The sequence below is a fragment of the Streptomyces sp. CB03234 genome (assembly GCF_001905885.1).
Classification (GTDB): Bacteria; Actinomycetota; Actinomycetes; order Streptomycetales; family Streptomycetaceae; genus Streptomyces.
Window position 1 is genome coordinate 568457 of the sequence record NZ_LIYH01000003.1, and the last position, 12928, is coordinate 581384.

Genomic DNA, 12928 nt, shown 5'->3' on the forward strand with positions numbered 1-12928 from the left:
CAGAGTGAAGCTGGATGGACCCAAAAGCCAGGGGAATTCGGAAATCTGTGGACAGGAAGCTCAGTGTGAATAAGTTGATCACTCCGTAGAGTGACGATCGGGCTGTCGCGTCGCCCGTGCGGCGCGCCCCGGCGGCCGTCCGGCGGGGAACCGCACCTCGTTCCGGTCGATCTTCGCGGAGAGCGCGGCCAGCGGATCGACGCCCAGCACACCGCAGAACTGGAGCAGGTAGGCGAGGACGTCGGCCACCTCGTCCGCCACTCGGTGCGCCGTCTCCGGATCGTCCATCACCCGGTCGGCTTCCTCGGGTGTCAACCACTGGAAGATCTCCAGCAGTTCGGCGGCCTCGACGCTCAGCGCCGCCGCGAGGTTCTTCGGCGTGTGGTACGGCTGCCACTCCCGCGAGGCCGCGAACTCGGCCAGCCTGCGCTGCAATCCCTGCAGATCCAGTTCTGTCACGGATTCAGGTCTACCACCGTCACTCCGGCCCGCCCCCGCGCGGCCCTCGCCCCCGCCTCGCCGACCGTCCCGACCAGCCGGATGTGTCCATCCGCGCAGATCTGCGCCGCCAGCGCCGCGAGTTCGCGGGTCTGGCGCCGGTCCAGGCCACGGTCGAGGCCGTCGGCGAGCACGGTGAGCGTCTGCATCGCGTGGGGCACCTCGGCGGCCGGGTCCATGGCCAGCACGCCCGGCCCGGTGAGGAGCACCAGCGCGAGCGCGAGGTAGCGCAGTTCGCCCTCGCCGAGCCGCCCGACCGGCATACCACCGTCCGCGCCGCGGCCCAGCACCGCACGTACCGTTCCGTCGGCGAGCTCCTCGACGTCCAGGTCGCGCACCGGGCCGGCGCAGCCCGCCCGGGCGACCGCCGCCAGCCGTGCGTGCCTGCGCGGGCAGGCGGTACGGGTGCGGTGGAGGACCTCGGCGAGGTTGTCGCAGCCGCGCCGCAGCCGCCCCTCGCCCGCCGCCACGGGCTGCCGCATCCGCTGCGGCTGCGGGTCGCACGGGAAGACCGAGCGGAGTGCCACGACGACCTGCTCGGCGGCGGCCAGCACGCGCCGCTGCCCCTCGGTCTTGCCCGCCACCCGCAGCGGAAGCAGCGCCGTTCCGAGCCGGTCGCCGGGGAGCGGGGCACGTGTGACCGGCACCGAGCCGGCGGTGTGCCACTCGGCCTGCACGGTGCGCCGGCCCGGGTCGCGGAGCGCCGTCGTGAGCAGCGTCCGCCCGTCACCGCCCGTCAGCCGCTCCCCCACGACCCGCAGTTCCGGCTCGGCCTGGACCGCCAGGTCGAGACGCACGGGCCCGGCCGGGCCGTCGACGGTGCAGCCGATCCGGAAACCCCGCCGCCCCTCCGCGTCCGGCTCCGCGCGTTCGGGCACGCATCCGACGGGGTCCGGGAAGGCGGCGGCGAGCGTGGCGCCCCCGCCGAGCAGGGCGAGCGCTTCGTACGCCTGTAACGCGCTCGATTTGCCGGTGCCGCTCGCCCCCGCGAAGAGCGTCACCGGCGCGAGCCGGAAGGCGGCACCGCGGTGCGATTTGAAGGCGGACAGCCGCAGTTCCGTGACGGCGGGGCGGGCGGGCGCGGCGGAGGACGGCAAGGAGGGGGCGGGGCGGGTTGCGTGCATGCTCGGACCGTATGAGGACGCGTCATGCTGAACCGTTCCGCCCGAACAGCCTTCCTACGAACGAGGGAACCGCCTAGGAATGCGGAACCGCCGCGGCGGCGACGCCCTCGACCTCGGTACCCGCCGGCGCCAGCAGGAAGACGTTCCGGTCGACGCGGTGCATCCCGCTTCCGAGCCCGAAGACCACGCCGCTGCTGAAGTCCAGGATCCGCTTGGCGACGTCCGAGTCGGCCGCGGTCAGGTCCAGCAGGACGGGGATCTGCGCGATGAGGTATTCGGCGACCTCACGCGCGTCCGCGAAGACCTGCACCCGAAGGACGACCATGCGGCGCTGCTCGGCGGCCTCGTAGTCCTGCGGGATCGTGCTGTGGTCGACCCTCGAAGGCCACTCGTTGCGCCCCCGCAGCGGAACGACCTGCGCCAGGCCCTCCCACTGTTCGTCGGTGACGTCGTACCTCTCGTACCTACTCATCCTCCTATCCTCACCCCCCTCACCCGTTCGGCCCAACTGCGACACCCGTGTCCGGCGGACGTACCGTCCACGGGCCGGAAAGTGACGTGTCATCCGAAAGAGTGGGGGGCTTGCTCCAGGGCCATCGCGGTGGCCTGCCGGGTGGCCTCGTACGGCGCGGCCGCGCAGCATTGACAGTGCAAAACAGCCCAGCTACTTTCGGCCCAGGCCGAAACTGTCCAGGTTTTGACAGGCCTTCCGGAGGCCCAGCATGAAGACAGGGTTCAAGCGCGCCACCGTTCCTCTCGCACTTCTCACCTTGACCGCGCTCACCGCGGCCGGTTGCAACGGCGGTGACAGCGGCTCGGGGTCGAACAAGGTCACCGTCTGGATGTACCCGGTGATCATGGATCCGAAGGCCAACGCCGCGTACTGGGACGGCATCGAAAAGGGCTTCGAAGCCGCCCAGAAGGACCTCGACCTCACCATCGAGCAACTGCCCTGGGAGAACCGGGACCAGAAGCTCGCCACCGCCTTCGGCAGCGGCAAGGGCCCCGATGTGGTGCTGCTCGGCCCCGACCAGATCCCCCAGTACCAGGCGAACGGCGCCCTACAGCCCGTGGACCGGGCGATCGAGAAGTCCCGTGACGCCTTCCGGCCGACCGCCCTGGAGGCCATGACGCAGGACGGCAAGGTCTACGCGGCACCGATCTACCACACCGTCACCAGCACGCTCTACAACAAGAAACTGCTGGACAAGGCGGGAATAAAGGAACCACCCGCGACCTGGGACGCCCTGAAGGCCGCCGCGCCGAAGCTGAAGCAGGCGGCCGGGGTCGCCACCCTCGACTACTCCGCGAGCAATGAGGCCTCGCTCAACATGAGCTTCTACCCGCTGCTGTGGCAGGCGGGCGGCAAGGTGTTCGACGAGAGCGGCAAGAAGACGGCCTTCAACAGCCCCGAGGGCGTCGAGGCGCTCACCTTCCTCGTCGGCCTCTACAAGAGCGGCGCCGTGCCCCGGTCCGCGCTGACCAACGCCAACCTCTTCACCGACCATGCCCTGGGCAAGGAACAGGTGGCGATGGGCTACACCAACACGCCGTCCGACGCCGCGCTCGCCGTGAAGACCTGGGGGAAGGGGAACGTGATCGTCGGTCCCGCCCTCGCCGGGCCGAAGAAGCAGGTGTGCTTCGGCATGCCGGGCGGCCTCGGCATCAACGCCAGGACAAAGAACCTGGCCGGCGCGGAGAAGTTCATCGCCTATATGACCGAGCCCGCGCAGATCGCGTCCATGGGCAAGGCCGGCGGGTTCTTCTCCCCGCGCACGGACGTCACCGTCCCCAACGACAGCCCCTTCGCCAAGGAGTACGAAGCGGCCCTCGCGCACACGTTCCCCGGCGAGCCGCACCCCGCCGCCCGCCAGCTGATGGCACTCATCACGCCGGAGATCCAGGCGGCGCTGACCGGCAAGAAGACACCTGAGCAGGCGCTGGCCGCGGCTGCCGAGGAAGGCGACGACCTGCTGGCGCGGCAGCGTTGAGCAAAGTCGAGCCCCGCGAGGCGTCCCCCGACGAGCCTGAGGCCAACGGTCCGGGGCCCACGACCGGGCCCGGACCCGGCACAGCCACGGACCCCGCCGGACGGCACTCCTCCATGGGCGACGCGCCCCGAGACGCCACGCCCGGGGACGGCACGCCCCTGGACGGCACGCCCCGGGACGGCACGCCCCGGGACGGCACGCCCCTGGGCGGCGCCCCCGGGGGCGGGCCGCCGGGCAGAAAGGGCGGCACGCCCGCCGGGACGGCGGCGGGGCGCACAGCTCGGCGGCGGAGTCCCGTGCGGCGGCGGGAGGCGCTGGTGGGGCTGGCGTTCGTGGCGCCGATGCTCGTGCTGTTCCTCGTCTTCCGCTTCGGGCCCACCCTCGGTGCCGCGTTCCTGTCGCTCACCGACTACCGGCTCAGCGGCGAGTGGGACTTCATCGGCGCCGCCAACTACACCCGGCTCCTCCAGGACGACCTGTTCTGGGAGAGCCTCGGCGTCACCGCCGTCTACACCGCCCTGTACGTGCCCATGACCGTGCTGCTCGCGCTGGGAACCGCCGTCCTGCTGCACCGCACACTCTGGCTGCGCGGCTTCTTCCGTGGCCTGTTCTTCCTTCCGTACGTGACGAGCATCGTGCTCGCCGCCGTCATCTGGAAGTGGATCTACGAGGTGGAGGACGGGCTGCTCAACACGGCCCTCGGAGCCCTAGGCACCGGCCCCGTCGACTTCCTCGGCGACGAGTCCCTCGTCCTGCCCTCCATCGCCGCCGCCTCCGCCTGGAAGGGCTTCGGCTACTCGATGCTGATCCTCCTCGCCGGGCTCCAGTCCATCCCGCGCGAGGTCGCCGAAGCGGCCACCATCGACGGCGCGAGCGCCTGGCAGCGCTTCCGCTGGGTGACGCTGCCGCTCCTCCGGCCGGTGCTGTTCTTCGTCCTCGTCATCGAGGCCATCCAGGCCTTCCAGGTCTTCGACGCGATGTACGTGATGACCGCCGGCGGCCCCGTCCGGGCCAGCTACTCGCTCGTGTACTTCCTCTACGACTCGGGCTTCAAGTTCTTCGACTTCGGCTACGCGAGCGCGGTGGGACTGGTCCTCTTCCTCGTCGTCCTCGTCTTCTCGCTCATTCAGCGCCGGCTCATCGGAAGGGAGGAGGACTGATGGCGCGGCTGAGGCTGCCGGTCCTGCTGGTCCTGGTCGCGTTCGTGACCGTCACCCCCTTCGTCATCATGGTGCTGGTGGCGTTCGCGCCACCCGGCGGCCGCACCCTGCCGGGCGCCTTCGACCTCACCCGCGCGACTCTGCGGAACTTCACCGAGGTCCTCCAGAGCGCCGACATCACCCGTTGGGCCCTCAACTCGCTCATCTACTCCCTCGTGTCGGTGCTGCTCATCCTGCTGTTCGCCTCGATGGCCGGGTACGCGTTCGCCAAGAAGCGCTTCCCCGGGCGGGAGATCCTGTTCTGGTCGTTCCTGGCGACCCTGATGGTGCCGTTCCAGGCGACGCTCATCCCGTACTACATCCTCGTCTCCGAGATGGGCGGCGTGGACACGTACTGGGGCCTGATCGTGCCGACCCTGGCCAACTCGCAGGCGGTCTTCCTGATGCGGCAGTTCATCGTGCAGCTGCCCGACGAGCTGTTCGAGGCGGCGAAGATCGACGGGGCCTCGGAGTGGCGGGTCTTCACGACCGTCGTCCTGCCGCTGATCCGGCCGGTCCTCGCCACCCTCGGCGTGTTCGTCTTCCTCTGGCACTGGAACGACTTCCTGTGGCCGCTCGTCATCGGCCAGTCGGAGGCCATGCGGACGCTCACCGTCGGCCTCGCCACCCTGGAGGGCGAGAACGTCACGATCAACCAGATCATGGCCGGCGCCACCATCACCGTCATCCCCTGCCTGCTGGTCTTCGGCCTGCTCCAGCGGTACCTGACCGACTCCATCGCCACCAGCGGCCTCAAATCATGACCCCGGTCGTCGACATCAACCGCGCCCTCGGCCCCCTCCCCCACGACGACGTACCCAGCAGGGACGAGACCGGTCTCGTCGCCGAGCTGGAGCGGCTGCGCATCGACACGGCGTACGTCATCCACTCGTACGCCGTCCATGGCGACCCCCGCGACGGCAACGAGCGGCTAACCCTCATCGGCGACCGTCGGCTGTGCCCCGTACCGGTCCTCGTACCGGGGCCGCTCGGCACCGGCCCGTGGACGGGCGGCACGCCCCTGGTGCGCCTGAGCCCCCGGCAGCACGGGTGGTCCCTCACCGGCCCGCACGCGCGCGTGCTGGTCGCCGAGCTGGCGGAGAGCGGCACGACCGTGCTGCTCTCCCGGGACGAGGTGACGGCCGGTGAGGTGCACCGGCTGGCCGCCGCCACGCCCGCACCGCGCGTCGTCCTGACCGGTACGGGCTACCGGGCGCTGCGCGAGCTCGCCGAGCTGCTGGAGGCCCACCCGTCGTTGTACGTCGACACGTCCACGCTCTGCGGCCACCGCCAGGTCGAGTGGATCGCCGAACGGTACGGCGCCCACCGGGTGCTGTTCGGCACGGGCGCGCCGGTCACGGACGACGCCGGGCCGCGCTACCTGCTGGACACCCTGGACCTGCCGGAAGCGGACGCGGCGCTCATCGCGGGCGGCAACGCGCTCAGGCTCATGGGGCGTGAGCCATGACCACGGCCGGGCGCACGGCCATGGACGTCATCGACGCGCACGGGCACATCGGGCGGTGGCCGGCGTTCGCCATTCCGGACGGTTCGGCGGAGAGTCTGGTCGCCATGATGGACCGGTGCGGTGTCGCCACCGCGTGCGTCTCGCACCTGCTGGCGGTGGGCTCCGACGCCCGCGCCGGGAACGCCCTGCTGGTCGAGGCCCTCCAGGCGCACCCGGGCCGGCTGCTCGGCTGGGCCGTGTACCAGCCGCACGACCCACAAGCGCCCGAGCGGCTGCGCGACCTGCTGGACGTGCCGGGCGTCATCGGCGTCAAGCTCCACCCCGAGGTGCACGAGACGGCGCTCGACGACCGCGCGTACACGCCCGCGTTCGAGGCGGCCGCCGAGCGGAGACGGCTCGTGCTGGCGCACAGCCAGCACGGCAGCGCCTGGGCCGACACGCGCCACTTCGCGGCCGTCTCGCCCCGCCATCCCGGCGTACCGCTGCTGATGGGCCACGCGGGGCTGTTCCCGCAGGGCTTCCGCCCCGCCGTGGAGGCCGCGGCGCGCTGCCCCGACCTGGTGCTGGAGACCTGCGGGTCCCGGATGACGGCACGTCACCTCACCCGGATGGTCGCCGAGGCCGGGGCCGGCCGGGTGGCGTTCGGGTCGGACGCCGTCTTCCTGGACCTGCGGACCGGACTGGGCCGGGTACTGCTCGCCGACCTGGCGGAGGCGGACCGGGAGCAGGTTCTGCACGGCACCATGGACCGGCTCCTCAAGGGCGTCGCATGACGCCGCGATGGCCCGCATGGCCGCCGCCCCCGACCGACGAGCAGCGCCGGGCCCTGCTGCGGGTGCTGGACAGCGGCCGGTGGGGGGCCACGAGCGGCACCGCGACCGGGAAGTCCGCGACGGAGGAGTTCGCGGCGGCGTTCGCGCGGCAGGTCGCCGGGACCGCCCACGGGGTGTGCACGGTCAACGGCACGGTGGCCCTATTCCTGGCGCTGCGCGCGCTGGGCGTCGGCCCCGGGGACGAGGTGATCGTGCCCGCGTACACGTTCGTGGCGAGCGCGACGGCCGTGGTGCTGGCCGGGGCCGTCCCGGTCGCCGCCGACGTCACCGAGGACACCCTGCACCTCGATCCGGTTGCCGTACGGGCGCTCATCGGGCCGCGTACGAAGGCGGTCATGGCGGTGCATCTGGCGGGCGCACCCGCCGACACGGAGGCGCTGCGCGCCCTGGGCCTCCCCGTGGTGGAGGACGCGGCCCAGGCGCACGGGGCCGCGCGGCACGGCCGGCCGGCGGGCTCGCTCGGCGACGTGGCGTGCTTCAGCTTCCAGTCGAGCAAGGCGATGACGGCCGGGGAGGGCGGCATCGTGGTGACCAGTAACCGGGCACTGTACGAGCGCGTGTGGGCGCTGCACAACGTGGGCCGGCGGCCGGACGGCGGCTGGTACGACCACCCGGAGGTGGGCTGGAACCTCCGGATGACCGAGTTCCAGGCGGCGCTCCTGCACCCGCAGCTCCCTCTGCTGGACGGCTGGATCGACCGTCGTACGCGCGGTGCCGCCGCGCTCGCCGAGGCCCTCGGCGACGTACCGGGCCTGGACCTCCTCCCGGCGCCGTCCGGCACCACGCGTCACACCTGGCACCTGGCGATGCTGCGGTACGACTCCGGGGCGTTCGGCGGCCGGCCCAAGGCGGAGTTCCTCGCCGCGATGGCCGCCGAAGGGGTGCCGCTGGACGCCGGTTACCGGTCGCTGAGCCGGCTGCCGTACGTCACCTCGCCGGTGCCCTGCCCGGTCGCGGAGGCGGCGGAGGAGAGCGTGGTGTGGGTGCGGCAGCCGATGCTCATGGCGGAGGCGGAGGCGGTGACGTACATCGGGCACGCGGCCCGGGCGGTGCGGCGCCGCCGGTTCAGGAGGTGAGCGCGCCGAACGCTTCGATCGCCCGCAGAGCGTCCGCCTGCGGCATGCCGGGCGGCTGGACGCGCAGGACGATCCCGTCGGCGCCCATCTCCTCGTACCGGCCGATCCGTTCCGCGCACTCGGCGGTCGAACCGATGACCGAGCGGGCGGCGATGTCCTCCCACGGCTGGGCGTAGCGGGCGGCGTCGGCGGAGGTGCGCTTCCAGTCGCCGTACGCGTCGTACAGCCCCCGCAGCGGGCCCTCCAGGGCGGTGCGGGCCTCGGCGCTCGTGCGTGAGGCGTACCCCTCGCGGCAGACGATGACCTCGGCGCCCAGTGAGCGGGGGCCGCGCGGGAAGGAACGGTAGAGGGCGATCTTCTTGGGCAGTTCCTCGTCGGTCTCGTTGAAGGACGTCGTCCAGCCGTCGCACATCCAGGCGGTGCGCTCCAGGGCGGCGGACACGCGTCCGCCGTTCCAGATGCGGGGCCTGGGGGTCTGGACGGGCCGGGGCGACAGGAAGGCGTCCTCGACGGCGTACCTGCGGCCCTGGTGGGTGACCTTGTCCTCGGTCCACAGCCGGGTGAGCAGCTCCAGGCACTCCTCGAAACGCGACACGCGCTCCTGGGGCCGGGTGCCGTACAGCGCGAACTCCTCCGGGCGGTAGCCCAGCACGAAACCGGCGGTGAGCCGGCCGCCGGAGAGGACGTCGATGTGGGCGAGCGTCTCCGCCAGCATCACCGGATGGTGCACGGGCGCGATGAGCCCGGCGGTGGCCAGGCCGATCCGGTCGGTGTGCGCGGCGAGGTACGCCAGGGAGGTGACGGCCTCGTGGTAACCGGGCCGGTGCAGGTGCCTTTCACCGAGCACGGCCCAGGCGAAGCCGGCCTGTTCGGCGAGGCGTACCTGCTCGACGGCGTCGGCGAGGCGCGGCCGGTCGGCCCGGTCGGCGTAGAGGTTGACGTACAGGCCGAGTCGCATGGGAGCGCCGCCCCTTCCGTTACGGACTTCCTTTACGGTCCGGACCGTAAAGGCTAGCGTGTCGACGACGACCGCGACAGACGGGAGCGCACCCATGTCGGCTGCTGATGACCTGGTACCGCGGTTGCGCGGGACCGTCCTGCCGGCGGTCGCAACCCCGATGGACGCGGCCGGGGTTGTGGACTTCGTGGCGCTGCGCGGGTACGCGGAAAGGATCGCCCTGGAGCGGATCGGCGGGGTCGCGGTGTGGGCCCATACGGGGCGCGGGCTGTACCTGTCGGAGGACGACCGGCGGCGGGTCCTCGCCGTGTGGCGGGCGGCCGTCCGGGGGCCGGTGGTGGCGGGGGTGGGCGTGCCGCGTGCGGCCGGGGCGGTGAATCCCGGCGCCGCGGTGGACGCGACGGTGGGGATGGCGGTGGCGGCCGCGGAGGGCGGCGCGGACGCGGTGATGGTGTATCCGCTGGCGCAGTTGGACGGGGACGACGACGCGGCGGTGGCGCTGCACGAACGGGTGGCGTCGGAGAGCGGGCTGCCGGTGGTCGGGTTCTTCCTGCACGGGGAGGCGGGGGGTTATCCGTACCCGCCGGGGCTGGTGAGCCGGCTGCTGGAGTTGCCGTCGGCCGTGGGCATCAAGCTGGCCACGCTGGACCGGGCGATGGCCTGTCAGGACGCGATCGCCGCCGCGCGGCGGAGCGGCCGCCTTGTCATCACCGGTGAGGACCGGATGTTCGGACCGTCCCTGATGTGGGGCGCGGACACGGCGCTGGTGGGCATCGCGGCGGCCCGTGTGCCGTTGACGGTGGCCGTCCTGGAGGCCTGGCGCGAGGGTGACCACGGGCGGTTCGTACGGGCCTCGGCGCGGCTGGACCGGTTCGCGGAGGCGACGTTCCTCGCGCCCATCGAGGGCTACGTGCAGCGGATGCTGTGGGCGGCGGTGTGGGAGGGCCTGATCCCGGAGGAGGCCGCGCACGACCCGTACGGGCCGGTTCTGCCGGCGTCGGAGCGGCGGGCGGTCGTCGACTGCCTGGAAGCGCTCGCGAAGGAGGCCGCGCCCGAGTCGGCCTAGGCCCCGCCCGAGGGGGCCCGCCCTGCCGGGGGCCCGGCCGGCGGAGGGGGCCCGCCCGCGTGGGCGGCCTCGCCCGGTGGGCGGGGGGCGTGGCCCCTCCGGGCTCACCCTCCTCGAGGCCGGCGGCCTTGGGTACGCCGGAAAGGGAGCCCCTCTGACGCCGCCAACCTCTGCGGGGGCGACCCTGCACGGCCCCGCCCCGGTCGTACGCCGTCTGCGGCCCGGTGAGGCGAGGGAGCCGGGTGGCCGAGGCCGCGTGCACACGAGATCGGGCGCGCTGGCTCCGACCACGGCGAGAAGGGGCCGTGCAGGGTCGCCCCCGCAGCGGTTGGCGGCGAGAAACGGTCACAAAGTCCGGGAGGGCACCCCGCCGACCGCGAGGAGGTGAGCCCGGAGGGGCCCCGACCTTGGCACACCGGCCGCAACCGACCCCGCCGCGCCGCACCGGCCGCCGCAGCCGACTCCGCCCACGCGCCGCACGACACCCCGCCCCGGCCCACCGGCCGCAACCGATCCCGCGCGCCGCACGGCACCCCGCCCCGACCCGGGCCCACCGGGGGAGGCGAGGCTCCAGCGGGGTGCCCGGGCGGAGGCCCACGGCCGAACCGGGGTCAGTTGGCCAGGAGGCCCTTCAGGATGGCCTCGTACTGGGCGGTGATCTCCGACGGGGTGCCCGAGGGGCACAGGGGGTCCAGGCGGAGGCGGGCCAAGGCGCGGGTGGAGACGCCCCAGGCGTGCCAGGTGGCGCGTTCCCAGGCCAGTTGCGGAGGGTTGTACCAGCCGTCGCCCAGGCCGCCGAGGACGAGTTCGGCTTCGCCGTCCGCGCCTTCGAGCGGGCCGAGGCGGTAGACGGAGCCGCCGAAGACCGAGGCGTACACCTGCCCGAAGTGGACGCTGAGCTCGCCGTAGCTGGGGAGCTTGCCGGTCCTGAGGACGGTCCGGCTCTCGATGTCCATGGCGAACCAGTTGCCCGACTGCCGCTTGTAGACGCCGTAGAGGATGCCGTTGTGGACCTCGATGTGCTGGAGGCTGGCGTTGCCCGGGACGGGGGTGGCCTCCCACAGCACGGTGCGGCGGCGCAGGTCGTAGGCGACGACGGTGGCGTTGGGCCGGGTGGGGGTGATGCTGCCACCGCCCCAGGTGTCCCCGGCGAGGTACGCGGTGCGGTGGCCGATGCGGTCGTCGAGGGCGACGGACATCACGCTCTGGTCGGTGATGACGTCCTTGTGGACGGTGAGCCTGCCGCGGGAGCGTTCCACCAGGGTGAGGGCTCCCTTGAGGCCGCCTGCCGGGGGCGCGCTCGCGACCAGCAGGAGGTCCTGTTCGGGGACGTACGCCATGTCGGTGGGGCGCTGCTGGTCGTTCTCGATGAAGCCCATCGAGCGGATCCTGCCGCGGCGGGGGTCGATCTCCAGGAACTCGGTGCTCGGGTACATCGCCGCGTACACCTTGCCCCCGATGGCGCGGAGCTGTTTGGGCTCGCCGGGGATCCTGATGCGTGAGGAGGTGCCGTGCGTGGGCCGGTGGGTCGTCAGGGAGTAGTGCCCGCCGACGTGGACGGTGCCGCCGGACTCGTACGCGATGGACTGGACGGGGTCGGGGCCGGACAGGCCGATGTCGATCAGTTCGACGAGTTCCGCCTTGGCGGTGGGCAGGTCGAGCCACCACAGCCGGCCGCTGCCCACGGCGCCGAGCATGGTGCGGTCGCTGAGGGGGATGAGGGCGCGGTGTTCGTCGCCGGTGGCGGGGGCGGCGACCTTGACGAGGGTGTCGCCCTCGCGCCGGTAGACGGTGCCGCTCGGGCGGCCGACGCAGTAGAGGGTGCCGTCGGACGTGACCGTCATGGCGTCGGCGATGCGCTCCGGGGCGGGGATGGGGATCACATGGGCGTCGCTGCCGTCGGGCGCCAGGTCGATGATGGACTTGCCGAAGGAGCCGAAGACCCGGCCGCCACGGGCGAGGAGGGCGGAAGCGCCGCCGTACGGGGTGGGGGTGATGTTCCGTTTGACGCCGGTGGTGCGGTGGTACGCGACGATGAACCCGCGCGGCAGGGTGCCGGCGTAGACGTACGTGTCGTCGGCGGCGATGGCGCGGACGTACTGTTCGCCGGCCATGGCGGCGCCGAGGTTGCGCAGGGTGCCGGTCTGGGGCTTGTACTCCCAGACTTCGCCGCGCGGGCTGGTGCCCGCGTACACCGTGCCGTCGGGGGCGGTGGTGAGGCACCAGACGAAGCCGCCGGCGGGTCCGATGGTGCCGATGCGGGTGGCGGTGCCGGTGGTGGGGTCGATGCGGTGGATGTCGGGGAACGGGTAGGTGCCGATGTACACCTGGCCGCCGGAGACGGTGGCGGCCCAGCCGCCGTCGCCTCTGTCCAGCCGGAAGGTTCTGGTGAGCTTTCTCGTCGTCAGGTCGATCTCGCCGACGAGAGTGGGGTTCTGGCCCCGGGCGACGAGGTAGGCGTGGTTGCCGAGGACGGTGGTGCCGACGATCGCCGCCGTCAGGGACGCGACGCCGTACGTGGAGACCGGGGCGCCGGAGCAGCGGTGCCCGGCGGTCGTGCTCTCGGTGTCCGTCGGTGTGGTGGTGGCCGCTGGTGTCGTCGTGGCGGCGTACGCCGCGCTGGGGGTGATGGTCTGTCCCGCCACTGCCGCCAGGGTGACCCCGGCTCCGGCGTTGAGCAGTCGCCTGCGTTCCATGCGTCCCTCTCCTGTTCCG

General features: G+C 72.6%; 12 protein-coding genes. 7 read left to right on the forward strand and 5 right to left on the reverse strand.

Features of this window, described 5'->3' with window-relative positions; all coding sequences use genetic code 11:
• Positions 1 to 78: 78 nt before the first annotated feature.
• The 3 genes from AMK26_RS15695 to AMK26_RS15705 all read right to left on the reverse strand — a co-directional run bounded on the left by AMK26_RS15695 (position 79) and on the right by AMK26_RS15705 (position 2094).
• Positions 79 to 459: a nucleotide pyrophosphohydrolase gene (locus AMK26_RS15695; RefSeq protein ID WP_073755239.1), complete on the reverse strand. Its 381-nt coding sequence runs from the start codon at positions 457 to 459 to the stop codon at positions 79 to 81.
• A complete protein-coding gene (locus AMK26_RS15700; protein WP_073755240.1) occupies positions 456 to 1622 on the reverse strand; it encodes an AAA family ATPase in 1167 nt (388 codons plus the stop codon). Before AMK26_RS15700 ends, AMK26_RS15695 begins: the two co-directional genes overlap by 4 nt.
• A 73-nt stretch (positions 1623 to 1695) precedes the next feature.
• Positions 1696 to 2094 carry a cell division protein SepF gene (locus AMK26_RS15705; RefSeq protein ID WP_073755241.1) on the reverse strand — a complete coding sequence of 133 codons (399 nt, stop codon included), beginning with the start codon at positions 2092 to 2094 and terminating at the stop codon, positions 1696 to 1698.
• A gap of 250 nt (positions 2095 to 2344) precedes the next feature.
• Here AMK26_RS15705 and AMK26_RS15710 point away from each other — a divergent pair, with 250 nt between their 5' ends.
• The 6 genes from AMK26_RS15710 (at position 2345) to AMK26_RS15735 (ending at position 8189) form a co-directional block, all read left to right on the forward strand.
• Positions 2345 to 3613 carry an ABC transporter substrate-binding protein gene (locus AMK26_RS15710; protein ID WP_073755242.1) on the forward strand — a complete coding sequence of 423 codons (1269 nt, stop codon included), beginning with the start codon at positions 2345 to 2347 and terminating at the stop codon, positions 3611 to 3613.
• A 113-nt stretch (positions 3614 to 3726) separates the two neighbouring features.
• On the forward strand, positions 3727 to 4773 hold the full coding sequence (locus AMK26_RS15715; RefSeq protein ID WP_079277604.1) for a carbohydrate ABC transporter permease: 1047 nt from the start codon (positions 3727 to 3729) through the stop codon (positions 4771 to 4773).
• Positions 4773 to 5576 (forward strand): carbohydrate ABC transporter permease, encoded by an 804-nt coding sequence (locus AMK26_RS15720; RefSeq protein WP_073755244.1) that lies wholly within the window; start codon positions 4773 to 4775, stop codon positions 5574 to 5576. The genes AMK26_RS15715 and AMK26_RS15720 overlap by 1 nt, the downstream gene beginning before the upstream one ends.
• Positions 5573 to 6280 carry an amidohydrolase family protein gene (locus AMK26_RS36180; protein WP_073755245.1) on the forward strand — a complete coding sequence of 236 codons (708 nt, stop codon included), beginning with the start codon at positions 5573 to 5575 and terminating at the stop codon, positions 6278 to 6280. The genes AMK26_RS15720 and AMK26_RS36180 overlap by 4 nt, the downstream gene beginning before the upstream one ends.
• Positions 6277 to 7053 (forward strand): amidohydrolase family protein, encoded by a 777-nt coding sequence (locus AMK26_RS15730; RefSeq protein WP_198944075.1) that lies wholly within the window; start codon positions 6277 to 6279, stop codon positions 7051 to 7053. The genes AMK26_RS36180 and AMK26_RS15730 overlap by 4 nt, the downstream gene beginning before the upstream one ends.
• The gene (locus tag AMK26_RS15735; RefSeq protein ID WP_073755246.1) at positions 7050 to 8189 is read left to right on the forward strand and encodes a DegT/DnrJ/EryC1/StrS family aminotransferase; all 1140 of its coding nucleotides are present in this window, start codon (positions 7050 to 7052) and stop codon (positions 8187 to 8189) included. Before AMK26_RS15730 ends, AMK26_RS15735 begins: the two co-directional genes overlap by 4 nt.
• Here AMK26_RS15735 and AMK26_RS15740 read toward each other — a convergent pair.
• Complete coding sequence (locus AMK26_RS15740; RefSeq protein WP_073755247.1) at positions 8179 to 9147, reverse strand: LLM class flavin-dependent oxidoreductase; 969 nt, start codon at positions 9145 to 9147, stop codon at positions 8179 to 8181. The genes AMK26_RS15735 and AMK26_RS15740 overlap by 11 nt on opposite strands.
• Positions 9148 to 9241: 94 nt before the next feature.
• Here AMK26_RS15740 and AMK26_RS15745 point away from each other — a divergent pair, with 94 nt between their 5' ends.
• Positions 9242 to 10213: a dihydrodipicolinate synthase family protein gene (locus AMK26_RS15745; RefSeq protein ID WP_073755248.1), complete on the forward strand. Its 972-nt coding sequence runs from the start codon at positions 9242 to 9244 to the stop codon at positions 10211 to 10213.
• Between the two features lie 611 nt (positions 10214 to 10824).
• Here AMK26_RS15745 and AMK26_RS15750 read toward each other — a convergent pair.
• Complete coding sequence (locus AMK26_RS15750) at positions 10825 to 12909, reverse strand: PQQ-binding-like beta-propeller repeat protein (protein ID WP_073755249.1); 2085 nt, start codon at positions 12907 to 12909, stop codon at positions 10825 to 10827.
• Between the last annotated feature and the right edge of the window lie 19 nt (positions 12910 to 12928).

What these genes read in the sequence shown, in the direction of transcription:
- AMK26_RS15745 (WP_073755248.1), top strand. Translation starts at nt 9,242, where the DNA reads ATGTCGGCTGCTGATGACCTGGTACCGCGGTTGCGCGGGACCGTCCTG.
- AMK26_RS15700 (WP_073755240.1), bottom strand. Translation starts at nt 1,622, where the DNA reads ATGCACGCAACCCGCCCCGCCCCCTCCTTGCCGTCCTCCGCCGCGCCC.
- AMK26_RS15740 (WP_073755247.1), bottom strand. Translation starts at nt 9,147, where the DNA reads ATGCGACTCGGCCTGTACGTCAACCTCTACGCCGACCGGGCCGACCGG.
- AMK26_RS15710 (WP_073755242.1), top strand. Translation starts at nt 2,345, where the DNA reads ATGAAGACAGGGTTCAAGCGCGCCACCGTTCCTCTCGCACTTCTCACC.
- AMK26_RS15715 (WP_079277604.1), top strand. Translation starts at nt 3,727, where the DNA reads ATGGGCGACGCGCCCCGAGACGCCACGCCCGGGGACGGCACGCCCCTG.
- AMK26_RS15730 (WP_198944075.1), top strand. Translation starts at nt 6,277, where the DNA reads ATGACCACGGCCGGGCGCACGGCCATGGACGTCATCGACGCGCACGGG.
- AMK26_RS36180 (WP_073755245.1), top strand. Translation starts at nt 5,573, where the DNA reads ATGACCCCGGTCGTCGACATCAACCGCGCCCTCGGCCCCCTCCCCCAC.
- AMK26_RS15720 (WP_073755244.1), top strand. Translation starts at nt 4,773, where the DNA reads ATGGCGCGGCTGAGGCTGCCGGTCCTGCTGGTCCTGGTCGCGTTCGTG.
- AMK26_RS15750 (WP_073755249.1), bottom strand. Translation starts at nt 12,909, where the DNA reads ATGGAACGCAGGCGACTGCTCAACGCCGGAGCCGGGGTCACCCTGGCG.
- AMK26_RS15735 (WP_073755246.1), top strand. Translation starts at nt 7,050, where the DNA reads ATGACGCCGCGATGGCCCGCATGGCCGCCGCCCCCGACCGACGAGCAG.
- AMK26_RS15705 (WP_073755241.1), bottom strand. Translation starts at nt 2,094, where the DNA reads ATGAGTAGGTACGAGAGGTACGACGTCACCGACGAACAGTGGGAGGGC.